This window comes from Leclercia sp. UBA5076 (assembly GCF_002416465.1).
Taxonomy (GTDB): Bacteria; Pseudomonadota; Gammaproteobacteria; order Enterobacterales; family Enterobacteriaceae; genus Enterobacter.
The window spans coordinates 25,670-39,401 of sequence record NZ_DIAO01000004.1; the positions used below are offsets into that span (position 1 = coordinate 25,670).

Sequence of the window (13,732 nt, forward strand, 5' to 3'; positions counted from 1 at the left end):
TTTTATAATTAAACTTACCGCTGATAAGGAGAGACCGTGAAACGTACCCGCCTCGAAGAGAGCCCCTGCCCTGTCGCCCGCTCGGTGGATATTATCGGCGACTGGTGGTCCCTGCTGATTGTGCGTGATGCCCTGAGCGGCATAACGCGTTTTGGTGAGTTTCAGAAAAGCCTCGGCATCGCCAAAAACATGCTGGCGACCCGGCTAAAGCTACTGGTGGACGAAGGCATACTGACGCTGCAACCCGCCTCCGACGGCAGCGCCTGGCAGGAGTATGTGCTGACCGCAAAAGGCCGCGAGCTGCAAACCGTGCTGCTGGCGCTCTCCCAGTGGGGAAATGAACACCTGTTTGCCGAGGGGGATACCGGTACGGTGCTGGTGGACGCGCGGGATCGCCAGCCGCTACGCAAGCTCACGATGGTGGCGAGCGATGGGCGGGAGCTGGAGCCAGGTGAGGTGGTGGCGAAGTATCCGCAGACGAAATAACGTGAGAGAAACAACACAAATGCCCGACAGGAGAGTCGTCGGGCATTGCGGAATCAATCGGGACGTTAAAGACCCAGTTCCGATAACCCCGGATGATCGTCAGGACGACGCCCCAGCGGCCAGTGGAATTTACGTTCGCTTTCCTTGATAGGCATATCGTTGATACAGGCGAAACGGCGCTGCATCAGGCCATCTTCGCCAAATTCCCAGTTCTCATTTCCATAAGAGCGGAACCAGTTACCGGAATCATCGCGCCATTCATAAGCGTAACGGACGGCAATGCGGTTGCCGCCAAATGCCCATAATTCTTTAATCAGGCGATACTCAAGTTCTTTTTTCCATTTGCGCTCAAGGAAGCCTTTGGCTTCTTCGCGATTATTCGCAAATTCTGCGCGATTACGCCATTTGGTATCCAGAGAATAGGCCAGCGCGACTTTTTCAGCGTCGCGGCTATTCCAGCCATCTTCAGCAAGCCTGACTTTTTCAATGGCTGATTCAAGCGTAAACGGAGGCAGTGGCGAACGAATTTGTGCATCAGACATGGTTAAGACTCCTGTAAATTGGCAGAGAGGGTTAAAACGCCTTTTCGATATAGACATATAGACTAATTCCCCTGTTATTTAACGTCCTTTTCATTCATAGCGGTTTTGCAAAATGCCGTCGCGCCAATATCCATTTACCAGAGGGTTCTTGTTGTCCATGCATTCATGGTAGAACGATCGTTCTACCTCGTCAAGCGCGAGTCTTTAAAATGATTAAAAAAAATAAAAAATGTCATTATCGATATAATTATTTTACCGTCCCCTTACAAGCAAGCCGACAAAATACTTTTACATACAATAGGATATGATTATAGCATCTTAATTTTATGGCCTTTGAGGTACGAAAATCGCACCCGGTCAGAATAGAAAAAAGGCGGCAGGGAATAGCGTCGGGAATTAATATCCGACAAGGGAGGAGATATTTTATGAAATTTCATATTCTGTTCATAAAAACAGAATATAAGTGTGAAAGGTATGAGGATGAATTATTTCTGTTTCAGTGTCTGTTTCCCTGTGAGTTCAGGTCTCTTTTACGAGACCTGTTTCAGTAACAATTGAGCAATATCTTTTGCATCATCGGCGGCGCTGTATTCGCCCATGACGCGTGATACGGTTATAGCGCCTTCAATCAATAACAGCAATTGCCTTGCCAGGGCTGAAGCGTGCTCAATATTCAGTTGCCCGGTTAGCTCAAGAGCGTAATCCAGTATTTTCTGTTTATGCAGCCTGGCAATCTGGCGGATGGGATCGGCACTGTCCCCCACTTCCCCGGCGGTATTGATGAATGCACACCCGCGATATCCTTCCGACTCAAACCAGCCTTTAAGCACGGTGAACATATTCAGGATACGTTCCTGCGGCGTGTCCCCTTTGTCGCACTCGCTCCTGAACCACTCCATCCAGCGGACATCCCGCGCGTTCAGCGCGGCAGCCGCCACTTCGTCTTTGTTCGCGAAATAGCGATAGATGCTTTTCCGGGCCACACCTGAGGTCTTCACCAGAAGGTCCATACCGGTGGCATGGATGCCGTTCTGGTAAATGAGTTCTTCAGCGGACGCGAGGATTTTTTCTCGTGTGTCAGTCATATTTTTGTTCATAGAGTAATGGTAGAACGATCGTTCTCCTCAGTCAATTCTCTTTTCGTCCAGAATCGCTACGAATTTTTCCTGTTCCGGAATGCCGCTACCTTCATGCGATTGCCGCACGTCGCCATACTGCACCAGCGGCGGCGATGGGATTTACTCAAATCATGAAACAGCAAAATACAGTTATGCGCTTCACATTGCCGCACGTATTCAAACTTATCGTCAGCGATGAGTTTCACCAACGCATCCGCAACAGGCCAGAGCAGGCCTGCGGGGCTGAGCACCTCCGGCCGAACAGTAATCCGGTATCGCTGCGTCTCTTTGTCCCACTGCAGAGTCGTCTCAGGACGCCCCGCCTGGAGTACGTGGTTAATCACCGTCAGGTCAGCCGCAACGGACTTCATCGCGGCATGCACGACTGCCCTGGCGGCATCGCGCAGCTGCCGGGCTTCCGCCACGAGCCCATCAGGTGCCTTAGTACCTTTCGGCACAAGCCCCGCTATCACCAGCCAGTCGATGACGCGGGTATCGTCTTCAAAACAGTCGTGCCGTTCATCCCCTGTCCCGTATTCACTGTTAATAAAATCCAGCGCAAGGTTGTCAGCCAGGAAGAGGGGCTGAGAAGAAGGTGGTTTAAATTCCATACCGCTCCGTAACTCATAAAATCATTTTGACAGGTTACCAGATTTACATGTAACCTTCAAATAACCACTTTAAAGGTTACATGAGGCTTATCATGATCTCTTCCACTACGGATTTATCTGCTCCCGCTACGCCGGTGCATTACCGCTATAAACAGGCAGGTGATGTTAACGTTTTCTACCGTGAGGCCGGCGATCCGGCATCGCCTGTATTGTTGTTACTTCACGGCTTCGCAGGCTCATCATTTATGTTTCGGGATCTTTTTGCCCAGCTGGCGGATCGTTATCACTTAATCGCGCCAGATTTGCCGGCCTTCGGTTTTACCGAGGCGCCAGCGCGCGGTGAATACGCTTATACCTTTGACCAGCTCGCGGAAACCATTGACCGGTTTACCGAAGCACTTAATCTCAACCGCTATGCGCTGATGGTTCATGACTACGGTGCCCCTGTCGGATGGCGGCTGGCATTAGCCCATCCGGAGCGTGTGACAGCGCTTATTTCCCAGAATGGCAATGCCTACGAAGAGGGCCTGGGCGAGGCCTGGGAACCCATTCAGAGATACTGGCGCGAGCCCACGCCTGAAAACCGGCATGCGCTGCGTGAGTTTCCGACCCCGGCTTCAATCAAATGGCAATATCTGGAAGGTGTTGCCGATCAAAGCCTGGTTTCACCCGATGGTTATTCCCTTGAAGGAATGCAGGTATTACGGCCTGGTAATGCCGAGATTCAGCTTGACCTGTTACTGGATTACGCCTCAAACGTGAAGATGTATCCTCTGTTTCAGCACTATTTTCGTCAGCATCAGCCCCCGTTATTGGCCGTGTGGGGTAAACACGATCCCTTTTTCATGGCGGCGGGCGCTGAAGCCTGGAAACGCGATCTGCCAGACGCGGAAATCCGCTTCTACGACACGGGCCACTTTGCCCTTGAAACGCACGCCAGAGAGATAGGGTCTGATATTCGGGACTTCCTTGACCGCCACATCCGCCAGACCTCTTTACCGATTGGCGATGTAAACGTCAGGTAAAACACTTTATTGCCAGAGAACACGATTTTGTGTCATTAACGCTATTATGTCGCGCATATATCATTGAAATGATATTCGCCTTTCTGGTTAAATTCCCCGGCTTGCTTTCGCCACGTCCGCTTGTAACCAAAGCGGACGTGCTTATGATAATGGGCTTACCACGCATATCAAAAACCTGAGTTATATACTTTCTTCTTGTAGAAATCATGCCGATATTTATGCTTCATTACAGAGTAAAAAGCCAGGCTTAATAACCGGCCTGTTGCTGCGTGACGGGCTTAGACCAGGCGTCAGTGTATTTAATCACGCCATCCAGGTAAAACCATTCGATACTTTGATAACGTAAGCTGAGGGTTTCAATCATATTATGACTGTTCGACCCCGGAATATAGGTATGGTTAGCATTAACCGACATAATAACCACCCCTTCCATGGTGACCCGGTAGATTTCCCGCTCGAAACCAGCATCATTAACTTCGTAATATTTGATTTCGGCTTTTTGCAGCCGACGACCTTCACAAACACAATTGGCGAGATAAGGTGATAATTTGTTGACTTGCTTATGGAGAACATAAGGGGCATGCTGCCGCGTCCCGCCCAATCTTCCGGTGTGCGGATCGACCGGCTGGCTGACGCCATAGCTGCTGCTCATGACCTCCACCGCGCCTTCGCGACCCAGCGCCAGACTGCCGCCGTTTAATAACATTCCATTTTCATCATAAAGAAACAGATAGGCGGGTAAGGACATGGTTACGCTCTCCTGATATATCAAGTTATAAAGATGGTGATGTAGGCACCGCATTCCACATAGGCTGGATCGTTCATTACCAGGGAACAAGACTCATATAAGGGCAATCGGTGTAGGTCCATAAATATATCACGCGACCGTTATTATCTTTGATAAAGATATCATAATAGTCTTCATTATCCAGCGTATAAATTGCTCTGTAGATCACTCCCTTTTCCAAAGGGGCCATAAAACAACTTTCTGGATAGGAAAGATGCGTTGAGCGACCACTTAGTAATATTTTCAGTTTTCTACCTACAGCTGTAAACTCATAGTTACTGAGCACCTGCTTATTATTAATGGTGAAGCAGACACGATCCCCATCGATAAAGACACTTCCCATTTTTCCATATCGTGGGGCTTTGTTATCTTTACTGACGCATCCGGTCATAAACACAATCAGAATAAATAATAGGGTTTTCGTCATTCCTGATAAGTCCTTCAATTCTTCTCTGCTCGCATGGATGAGAATTAAGACGCATTAGTCGGATAAGGACACACAGCGCTGTCGCCTAAATCTATGATCTGACCATCCTTATCAATAAGGAAAGTGTAATAATACATTTTTTGGTTAAGCGTATAGCGTGTCCCATATACCACAGCCTTTTCAAAATTCACATTAAAGCAGGTGTCAGGGTATTTCAAGTGTGTGGAATAGTTACGAAGCAACTTATTAAATGCATCGTGGTTGGGCGACAAACTATAACTGTCCAGCACATCATTTTCATTCAGCGTAAAGCAGACGCGATTGCTCTCAATATGAATAGCTCTTCTTTCACCATATTGTGCGCCCTCTTTTCCTTTACCGGGACAACCTGTAAGTATAAGAATCAAAGCAATCAACAGTAAATTTTTCATCCCGGGAAACTCTCTAACACCTTTTCATATTTTCTCATCAACGCCAGGAAGGGTTCAGAGGGGTCATAATCTTTGTAGTCATGCAAATGTTCGTTGTTCTGAAATCCATAGTGCTTCAATAACCAGTAATCGCTGACAATAGAAGCTTGCTGTTCAAGCCCATAATCAAGCAGATTTGTCTTATCGAAACTGTAGCTATAATCCGCTATCCATGAAAACGCGCCGCGCATCCGTACCCACATACCGCGTTGATGCTGCCAGACGTGCATCATTTCGTGCAGGAAAAGATGTTGGGCGACTGGCGTTTCTTCCTTGACTGGCATAGAAAAATCATCCTCATATTTTTCGGAACGAAACCACATTTCCCCATTCGGAGCCATAGCCTGGCCGGGATTTTGCAGATTGAACGGAAGGTAACTCTCACGATGGATCCATACTTTATGATAATGAATACTGAAACCGTAAAGCGTACTGGCTAAATTGATCTCACCCAGTCTCAACCTTCTTAGCCCGCCCTCTTCAGTTTTTGGCCAGTCGACAGAATTCGGATAATACATTTTATGCCCCAAAGATGATATCCAGGCCAAAAATGTATATCACGTGGACTTTTAATTTCGGGATAACCCAGGCGTTACCTTCAAACTCAGAAAATATTCATAAATATATTTTTAATATGAATCATCACTGCTATTATATATTCAAGACTTATTACAATGTATAAAGATGTGCCCGGTTAACCGGGCAGGTAATAAGATAAATTAAAGAACCAGAATGCGCGAGTCATCAAAGCATCACTTTATTCGCCACATACGCAACCCGATAATTCTCCTTCCCCTCCTGCGGCGTCTCGCCAAAATTTACCTGCAACAGTTGCCAGCGGCTGACATCCCACCCGCAAAGCGGGGCATGCAGTTGCAGTGCCGACAGGTCGCTGTGCGCGGGGATCGTCTCGCGGGCAATCGATAGCCAGGCGGCACTTTTCACCTCTGCCACAGCCGGCAGGCGCAGCGCCAGCCAGGTGTCGATCTGCGGCCAGCCAAAATCCCGCGTCAGCCTGCGAAAACCGGGGCTCTGTAAAAACTGCGTCATCCCGGCGGCACTCTCCCAGACGTAGAGCGGCGCATAGCGGTTTTCCACGCTAAAAGCGGCATCGCGTCTGGCAACAAGGAATGCCTTAAACAGCAGGCCGGGAAAGCCGTTCAGCTTCGCGCCATGCTCCGCAATACGCCGTTCAATAATGGTCATATCGTAGTCGGCTGGCAGCGTGAAGCGATATTGCATAACGATCATAACCCCTCCTCAGACAGCATCCTTCCCCGACTAAAGCTCCACTCTTCGGCGGTATTGAACTGGATCATCACCATGACGTCATCCGGGTGAATAGCCAGCGTCCTGTGCAGCTCTTCACACAGCCGGCGGCAGAGATTTTGCTTTTGCGCAGCGGTGCGGGGCTTGCCCGCCAGAATATGAAACTGAATAAATTTGTCGCTGCGCCCGCCGCTTTTATAGTGGCGATCGAACAGGTGCCGCGTGGCCGGGAGCTCCTCAAAAATCTGGAAGCGGTCCCCCGGCGGAACCGCGAATTCTGCCTCCAGGCTCTGCTGGAGGAGGTTGGAGATCTGCGCTATCTGCGCGTCGCTGTACCCCGGCCGCAGGGAGACACGTGTAAAGGGCATCGGGTTACTCCTCTTCCAGGCAGCCGAGGGCGGAGACCGCCGCAGGCCAGCCGGCGTAGAACGCCAAGTGGGTGAACACTTCGGTAATTTCCTCCCGGGTCAGGCCGTTTTGCTGGGCAAAGTCGATATGCCAGGGCAGTTGCTGTACCCGCCCCAGCGCCGTCAGCGCGCCCAGGGTGATGAGGCTGCGATCCCGCGGGGAGAGCGCGTCGCGTTTCCAGATGTCATTGAACAGCACCTCCTTGCTCAGCTCGGCCAGTTTCGGCGCGACGCGGCTCAGGGTTTCAGAAGTAAGGGATGTGGCCATGATGTTCTCTCCGCATTGACAGTAAGGCGATTCTGGCCCCATAGTTTCATCCTGAAAATCAAATTATATTTGCACCATCATCCCGTATTTCAGGACATTTATGAACAAGCTCCCTCCGACGCTCGACCTCGATGCGCTGCGCAGTTTTGTCACCGGCATTGAGTGCGGCAGCTTTGCCCTGGCCGCCACCCATCTCTGCCGCTCCACCTCGGCGGTGAGCGCCCAGCTCAAAAAGCTGGAGCAGCAGTGCGGTGCAGAGCTGGTGATGAAAAAGGGCCGTGGCCTGACGCTGACCCGCAACGGAGAGATCGTCATGAGCTACGCCCGCCGCATGCTGGCGCTGAATGACGAGGTGCAGTTTGCGCTGAAAGGCGAGCTGCTGCAGGCGGAGATCCGCATCGGCATGCAGGAGGATTTTGGTGAGTCGCTGATGCCGGGCATTCTGGGCGAATTCAGACGCCACCATCCGGGAGTGCGGATCGTTGCCAGAGTGGATCGCAACCGGGCGCTGCTCAATGCCTTTGACGATCACGCCCTGGATATGGTGCTGCTGTGGCAGAACGAGAGCGAGCCACGCAAGGGACGGTCGATCGGCCAGAGCCAGATGGTGTGGATCCAGCCTCCGGAGATGGAGATCCGTTCCCTGCTTGCCCGGGGCGAGCCCCTGCCGCTGGTGATGTTCGACACCCCCTGCCTGATGCGCACCCACGCCATCGACTGCCTGAACCGGGCGGGCATCCCCTGGCGGGTGGTCTTTGTCAGCCACAGCCTGAGCGGGATCTGGGCGGCGGTGCAGGCCGGGCTCGGCGTGACGCTGCGGACCCGGATCGGGATGCCTGCCAGCCTGCGGGCGGCGGGAAGCGTGCTGCCCACGCCGGGCAGGCTGGGGATCACCCTCGAACAGCACGGCAGCGAGGCAGAACCACGGGCGCAGGCCCTGCTGGCGCAACTGATGGAGCAGGCTCTGCTCGGAGTGAAATAAATGGCGGATCCTCGCCACAGGTTGTCAGTTTTGCGCCAGTACCCTGCTCCGTTCTTCGCCAGGATAAAAACAGAACATCACCTGGAGAACCCCTATGTTGCGCAACCCTTCGCAAAAGTACGTGGCCTATGCCCCCATTTCGTTACCCGACCGTCAGTGGCCTGATAAGAGGCTGACCCACGCCCCGCGCTGGCTCTCAACCGACCTGCGCGACGGCAACCAGGCGCTGGCCGAACCGATGGATATCCCCCGCAAGCTGCGCTTCTGGGAGCAGTTGATCAAATGCGGCTTCAAGGAGATTGAGGTGGCGTTCCCCTCCGCCTCCGAAACGGACTTCCAGTTTGTCCGCCAGCTGATTGAGGAGCAGCGCATCCCGGATGATGTCACCATTCAGGTGCTTACCCAGGCCCGCAGCGATCTGATTGAGCGCACCTTCGCTTCCCTCGACGGGGCAAAACGCGCCACGGTGCATCTCTATAACGCCACTGCGCCGCTGTTCCGCCAGCTGGTCTTTCGCCAGAGCCAGGAGGAGATTGTCCAGCTGGCGGTCAGCGCCACGCGGCAGATACGTGCGCTGTGCGAGACCAACCCGCAGACGCGCTGGACCTATGAGTATTCGCCGGAAACCTTCTGCTTTACCGAACCGGAGTTTGCCCTGCACATCTGCGAGGCGGTGGCGGATGTCTGGGAACCCTCTGCCGAACGGCCCATGATCGTCAACCTGCCTGCCACGGTGGAGGTCAACACCCCCAACGTCTATGCCGATCAGATCGAGTATTTCTGCCGCCACTTCTCCCGTCGGAGCGAGGTCTGCATCAGCGTCCATCCCCATAACGATCGCGGCAGCGGCGTTGCCAGCGCCGAGCTCGCCCTGCTGGCGGGTGCCGACCGGGTGGAAGGTTGCCTGTTCGGTAACGGGGAGCGCACCGGGAACGTCTGTCTGGTGACCCTGGCGATGAATCTCTACAGCCAGGGGATTTCGCCGCAGCTCGATTTCAGCGATATGAAGCAGGTGGTGGAACTTGTGGAACAGTGCAACCAGCTGCCGGTGCATCCCCGCCATCCTTACGCCGGTAAGCTGGCCTTTACCGCCTTCTCTGGCTCGCATCAGGATGCCATTAAAAAAGGGTTTCACGCCCGGGAACAGTCCCTTTCCCCGCGCTGGGAGATGCCCTATCTCCCGGTGGATCCGGAAGATATCGGCTGTAGCTATGAGGCGGTGATCCGCGTTAACAGTCAGTCCGGCAAAAGCGGCGCGGCGTGGATGCTGGAGCAAAATCATGGCCTGGCGCTGCCCCGGGCCCTGCAACAGGACTTTAGCCGCCACGTTCAGGCGCACACCGATCGGGAAGGTACCGAGATGACGCTAAGTGCGTTGTGGCAGCTTTATCGCGAGCTGTATGGGCCGCATCAGCACGCCCCACGGCAGCTGCTGGATTACCGAACCGAAAGCCAGGCCGACGGCGGGCTGCTGCTGTGGGCCCGCGTCCAGACCGTCGACGGGATTGTGATCCTGGAGGGGAACGGCAACGGCCTGCTCTCTGCCGCCGCCAGCGCGATAAAAGCCAGTTTTCATCTGGCCTTCGCCATTGAGGATTATCACGAGCATACCCTCGGCAGGTGCAGCGAAAGCCGCTCGGCGGCCTATATCCGCTGCAGCTTTAAGCAGGGAGCCAGCCGCTGGGGAACGGGCATCGACAACGATGTTTCCCGGGCGTCGCTTCAGGCTTTGCTGAATGCGTTGCCGGAGAGCGCCTCGGGCGGGAAGTAGTCGCTCGGCGCCACGCCGAGCGTGCGGCGGAACATGGCGCTAAAGGCGCTGTGACTCTCATAACCGAGGTCCAGCGCCACCCGTAGCACCGATTGCCCCTGCGCGAGGCGGTTCAGCGCCTCCATCAGCCGCGCCCGGCGCAACCATTCGCTGAAGGCCAGCCCGGTCTGCTGGCGAAAGTGCCGCAGCAGGGTGCGTTCACTAATATTGAGCGTTTTTGCTGCCAGCGCCGTCGTCCATTTTGTTCCCGGCTCGGCCTGGATCTGGCGGCACAGGGCCAGCAGCGCGGGGGCCTGGGGTTCCGGCAGGTTAAACGGCAGCACGCCGATCCCCCTGATTTCATCGAGGATCAGCTCGTAAATGCGCTCCGCCCGGCTGCCCGCGGCGTAGCTTTCCGGCAGTTGCAGCGAGGCGACGATCAGCTCGCGCAGCAGGGTGGAGATTTGCACAACCTGGCAGACTGAGGGTAAATCCGCCCGGGCGAAGGGATCGATAAAGAGCGTCCGGGCCGCCACGTCACCGGTGATCAGCAGCCGGTGCTGCGTCCCGGCAGGCAGCCAGACGCCTCGCCCCGGCGGTACAATCCAGATCCCCTGCCCGGTCTCTACCCGCACCACTCCGCTGAGGGTATGCAGAAGCTGGGCGCAGGTATGGCTGTGCCAGGGCTCCGTTTCACCATGGGTGTAATCATGGGCAAAAGGCACCAGCGGGCGGGTGGCAAAGCTGAACTGCTGTTGGGTTGTCATCGATTATCTATTTTGCGCTATCTGCGCGTTGATAAAGTCAAACACGTCCGCGGCTTCGTTTGCTGAGGCAAATACTCTCTCGGGTATCACCACACAATTATCACTCCGCATATGGATAAAAATAAAACCCCCTTTTCTGTAGCTTTCCTTCACTTTTTCCCAATAGATTTTAACGCTGGCGGTGTTAGTGATATTTTCAATAAAGAAGCGGTTGAGCTTCACTTTCTGTAAAGTCTCCTCGTCTTCCTGCTCAGCCTGCTGCTGCTTTTGCATGACCTTATTCATAACTACATCATAGAGTTTGAACAGCGCCAACCCGACGCCAAACAGCACGAGCAGCGCGATACTGAACATTTTTGCTCTGGCGAGAAAATCACCGTCGGGGGCAGTTTGCAGGCTTAACTGCAACAGGGTGATAAAATTAAATAAGGCCGCCACCGCTAAAACAGAGACCGCAGCCTTATGAATGAGAAAAAGAGAACCGTAAGGTTTGAGGTGTTCTTTTTTATGATCGTTGATGAGCTTGCCCGCTTTAGTACGTTCCAGTGCTGATAATGAATATTCCACAACGATCCTGTTTTTTCTTATCATGCCTCTCCCTCTCTCTTATTCGCGCCTGATTATTTATCCTAACATATTGCCCCATCATTATTAGCGTTTCCCTCAGCTTATTACCCTCTTACACAGGGTTGCATGATGTCATCCAGGGTACGGAGATCTGTTTTTGCCCCGGCAATGAGCGTGATATTGATCTCTTCTGACCCGCGCACATGGTACATATCTACCTGAGCGATCCGCTGCTGCGCTTTGCTGATATCAAAAAAGTTAGGGTTATCCGCCTCAGGATAAATCACCTCAACGCCATAGCCCTCTGCCGACAAGGCATCCCGCATACAGTGGTAGCGCCCCACCAGCCCCGGGTGAGAAGAGACCGAATAGACCTGATACACCGTCGCATCACCAAAGGGATGGATAACACTGCACGCCGTCAGGATACCCGCTAACGCTATCAGTCCAATGATTTTCATACTAGTTCCCACTTTTCAGAGGCTCCCGGGAAGGAAGCCCGCCATCAGTGGCGGTGAATTTACCCCTGCAAAAACCATAAATCAACTTTTTGTTGATAATTAAACATTATGACTATAATTTAAGACTGCCAGCCCATTCTCCCCTACAGAGGCGAAGGTTCGGGTGGCAAATGGTAAACTCGTGGCCCTGACAATGACCCAGACGAAGGAAAAATGATGAAGTCAGAATATGCAGAACAGATTGAGCTAATTTCCGGGCCACTGGAAGCCGCCATGGAGGCGCTGGCGGGTACGCTCTCCGCCAATCAGGAAGCCGTTTTACACAATCTCACCACGCCCGAATGCTCGATTGTCAAAATCATTAACGGGCATGTCAGCGGCAGACGTAAAGGCGACCACCTGTTATCTGGCCCCGAGAAAGATAAGGGATTTGCCCTGTTGCTCGGTAAAAACGAGGGACGTAAGTCCTTGACGGTTAAAGATTATAAAACCGTGACCGCCTCGGAGAAGATCCTCAACAGCGCCTCCACCATCTACTACAGCGATGACGGCCATCCGCTGATGGCTTTCTGCATTAATGTCGACACCTCGCCGTATGAACACATTCGCAAAAGTCTCGACATCATCATGGCCACCGCGCCTGCCGAAACGGATGCAGCCGCTCTCAACCTGGGTGGCCTTGTTGAGCAATCAATTCAGGAAATTATTGAAAAACATACCGTTACCGGAAAGAAAATTCAGAAAACGCAACGCCTTAAAATCGTTGCGGAGATGCGCGATAAAGGCATTTTTAAAATGAGGGGGGGCGTGCAACATGCGGCCCAGGCGCTGGGTGTGACACGTTATACGGTTTATAACGATCTTGAGGTGATGAATGAAAAATAGTTATCCGCAACGCATTCCTTTTTACCAGGTGGATGCTTTCTCTCAGGGGCCGTTTACGGGTAATCCCGCAGCGGTTTGTCTGCTGGAAGCGTGGCCGGAGGATGCGCTGTTACAGCGTATAGCCAGCGAGAATAATCTCTCCGAAACGGCGTTTGTTGTTAAGCAGGGCCACGATTACGCCCTTCGCTGGTTTACCCCTGCCGTTGAAGTCGACCTTTGCGGTCATGCGACGCTTGCCGCAGCCAGTGTGCTTCTGCGCCATGAAGAGTCGGGCAAGACGGTTCGTTTTTCCACCCGCAGCGGTGAGCTGACCGTTACCTCGGATAATGGAAAATTCACGATGGATTTTCCCCTCGTCACCCCCCGCAGGATTGCGGCCCCGGACGGGCTTTTGTCAGCACTTGGCATCGTTGCCGGGGCGACTGAAATCTGGCAGGCCTCCGATCTGATCGTGGTCATGGATGACGAAGCGCAACTCGACGGCTTAACGCCAGATTTCACCGCCCTGGCGAAATTCAACACCCGCGGCGTGGTCGTGACGGCGCCTTCTCGTCAGTTTGATTTTCGCTCCCGCTGGTTTGGGCCCCAGGTGGGCGTCAATGAAGATCCCGTTACCGGCTCGGCGCATACCTTTCTGGCCCCGCTGTGGAGCGATAAGCTGGCGAAAAAAACGCTCCATGCACAACAGGGCGGCAGCCGTAAAGGAGAGTTGATCTGCCATATTAACGATACGGGCCGCGTGACGCTGACGGGCGAGGCCTGTCTGGTCCTTGAGGGGATATTTATTATTTAAACAGAGCTATTTAAAAGTATTCATTTAATTCACCGAGAATAGAATAAGCGGATTAAATTCTGCCCGGCATCCTGTTACCTGAACCAAACACTATTGGTGACTTATAACCAAGGATAA

19 protein-coding genes are annotated in these 13,732 nt (G+C 53.1%); 6 read left to right on the plus strand and 13 right to left on the minus strand.

Annotation, left to right across the window (positions count from 1 at the left end):
• The first annotated feature begins 36 nt into the window (after positions 1 to 36).
• On the plus strand, positions 37 to 486 hold the full coding sequence (locus B3X29_RS03780) for a winged helix-turn-helix transcriptional regulator (RefSeq protein WP_159339164.1): 450 nt from the start codon (positions 37 to 39) through the stop codon (positions 484 to 486).
• Positions 487 to 551: 65 nt separating this feature from the next.
• On the opposite strand, the gene B3X29_RS03785 is transcribed toward B3X29_RS03780, so the two are convergent.
• The 3 genes from B3X29_RS03785 to B3X29_RS03795 all read right to left on the minus strand — a co-directional run bounded on the left by B3X29_RS03785 (position 552) and on the right by B3X29_RS03795 (position 2,757).
• Positions 552 to 1,028 (minus strand): DUF1348 family protein, encoded by a 477-nt coding sequence (locus B3X29_RS03785; RefSeq protein ID WP_159339165.1) that lies wholly within the window; start codon positions 1,026 to 1,028, stop codon positions 552 to 554.
• A gap of 530 nt (positions 1,029 to 1,558) precedes the next feature.
• Positions 1,559 to 2,125, minus strand: a complete 567-nt coding sequence (locus B3X29_RS03790; protein WP_159339166.1) for a TetR/AcrR family transcriptional regulator — start codon at positions 2,123 to 2,125, stop codon at positions 1,559 to 1,561.
• A 56-nt stretch (positions 2,126 to 2,181) separates the two neighbouring features.
• On the minus strand, positions 2,182 to 2,757 hold the full coding sequence (locus B3X29_RS03795) for a CGNR zinc finger domain-containing protein (RefSeq protein WP_103179010.1): 576 nt from the start codon (positions 2,755 to 2,757) through the stop codon (positions 2,182 to 2,184).
• 92 nt (positions 2,758 to 2,849) lie between these two features.
• Between B3X29_RS03795 and B3X29_RS03800 the strand changes: the two genes are divergently transcribed.
• The gene (locus tag B3X29_RS03800) at positions 2,850 to 3,782 is read left to right on the plus strand and encodes an alpha/beta fold hydrolase (RefSeq protein ID WP_159339167.1); all 933 of its coding nucleotides are present in this window, start codon (positions 2,850 to 2,852) and stop codon (positions 3,780 to 3,782) included.
• Between the two features lie 247 nt (positions 3,783 to 4,029).
• On the opposite strand, the gene B3X29_RS03805 is transcribed toward B3X29_RS03800, so the two are convergent.
• From B3X29_RS03805 to B3X29_RS03835, 7 genes are all read right to left on the minus strand, one after another.
• Positions 4,030 to 4,530: an Hcp family type VI secretion system effector gene (locus tag B3X29_RS03805; RefSeq protein ID WP_159339168.1), complete on the minus strand. Its 501-nt coding sequence runs from the start codon at positions 4,528 to 4,530 to the stop codon at positions 4,030 to 4,032.
• Positions 4,531 to 4,606: 76 nt separating this feature from the next.
• The gene (locus B3X29_RS03810) at positions 4,607 to 4,996 is read right to left on the minus strand and encodes a hypothetical protein (protein ID WP_159339169.1); all 390 of its coding nucleotides are present in this window, start codon (positions 4,994 to 4,996) and stop codon (positions 4,607 to 4,609) included.
• Positions 4,997 to 5,040: 44 nt separating this feature from the next.
• Positions 5,041 to 5,427 carry a putative T6SS immunity periplasmic lipoprotein gene (locus tag B3X29_RS03815; RefSeq protein ID WP_159339170.1) on the minus strand — a complete coding sequence of 129 codons (387 nt, stop codon included), beginning with the start codon at positions 5,425 to 5,427 and terminating at the stop codon, positions 5,041 to 5,043.
• Positions 5,424 to 5,984 (minus strand): type IV secretion protein Rhs, encoded by a 561-nt coding sequence (locus B3X29_RS03820; RefSeq protein WP_159339330.1) that lies wholly within the window; start codon positions 5,982 to 5,984, stop codon positions 5,424 to 5,426. Before B3X29_RS03820 ends, B3X29_RS03815 begins: the two co-directional genes overlap by 4 nt.
• A 226-nt stretch (positions 5,985 to 6,210) precedes the next feature.
• Positions 6,211 to 6,717, minus strand: coding sequence for a DUF4865 family protein (locus B3X29_RS03825; protein WP_290503970.1), 507 nt, complete (start codon positions 6,715 to 6,717; stop codon positions 6,211 to 6,213).
• Complete coding sequence (locus B3X29_RS03830; protein ID WP_159339172.1) at positions 6,714 to 7,103, minus strand: tautomerase family protein; 390 nt, start codon at positions 7,101 to 7,103, stop codon at positions 6,714 to 6,716. The genes B3X29_RS03825 and B3X29_RS03830 overlap by 4 nt, the downstream gene beginning before the upstream one ends.
• A gap of 4 nt (positions 7,104 to 7,107) precedes the next feature.
• A complete protein-coding gene (locus tag B3X29_RS03835; RefSeq protein WP_103179005.1) occupies positions 7,108 to 7,410 on the minus strand; it encodes a carboxymuconolactone decarboxylase family protein in 303 nt (100 codons plus the stop codon).
• A 100-nt stretch (positions 7,411 to 7,510) separates the two neighbouring features.
• Here B3X29_RS03835 and B3X29_RS03840 point away from each other — a divergent pair, with 100 nt between their 5' ends.
• The gene (locus B3X29_RS03840) at positions 7,511 to 8,392 is read left to right on the plus strand and encodes a LysR substrate-binding domain-containing protein (protein WP_103179004.1); all 882 of its coding nucleotides are present in this window, start codon (positions 7,511 to 7,513) and stop codon (positions 8,390 to 8,392) included.
• Between the two features lie 94 nt (positions 8,393 to 8,486).
• Positions 8,487 to 10,163 (plus strand): 2-isopropylmalate synthase, encoded by a 1,677-nt coding sequence (gene leuA, locus B3X29_RS03845; RefSeq protein WP_103179003.1) that lies wholly within the window; start codon positions 8,487 to 8,489, stop codon positions 10,161 to 10,163.
• Here leuA and B3X29_RS03850 read toward each other — a convergent pair.
• The 3 genes from B3X29_RS03850 to B3X29_RS03860 form a co-directional block, all read right to left on the minus strand.
• Positions 10,115 to 10,909 (minus strand): AraC family transcriptional regulator, encoded by a 795-nt coding sequence (locus tag B3X29_RS03850; RefSeq protein WP_103823641.1) that lies wholly within the window; start codon positions 10,907 to 10,909, stop codon positions 10,115 to 10,117. The two genes, leuA and B3X29_RS03850, sit on opposite strands and share 49 nt — an antisense overlap.
• 3 nt (positions 10,910 to 10,912) lie before the next feature.
• Positions 10,913 to 11,476, minus strand: a complete 564-nt coding sequence (locus B3X29_RS03855; protein WP_231736603.1) for a YcxB family protein — start codon at positions 11,474 to 11,476, stop codon at positions 10,913 to 10,915.
• Positions 11,477 to 11,580: 104 nt separating this feature from the next.
• Positions 11,581 to 11,937: a hypothetical protein gene (locus tag B3X29_RS03860; RefSeq protein ID WP_159339173.1), complete on the minus strand. Its 357-nt coding sequence runs from the start codon at positions 11,935 to 11,937 to the stop codon at positions 11,581 to 11,583.
• Between the two features lie 216 nt (positions 11,938 to 12,153).
• On the opposite strand from B3X29_RS03860, the gene B3X29_RS03865 reads away from it, so the two are divergent.
• Positions 12,154 to 12,822 (plus strand): helix-turn-helix transcriptional regulator, encoded by a 669-nt coding sequence (locus B3X29_RS03865; RefSeq protein WP_290503975.1) that lies wholly within the window; start codon positions 12,154 to 12,156, stop codon positions 12,820 to 12,822.
• Positions 12,812 to 13,615 (plus strand): PhzF family phenazine biosynthesis protein, encoded by an 804-nt coding sequence (locus tag B3X29_RS03870; RefSeq protein ID WP_156654248.1) that lies wholly within the window; start codon positions 12,812 to 12,814, stop codon positions 13,613 to 13,615. Before B3X29_RS03865 ends, B3X29_RS03870 begins: the two co-directional genes overlap by 11 nt.
• The last annotated feature ends 117 nt before the right edge of the window (positions 13,616 to 13,732 follow it).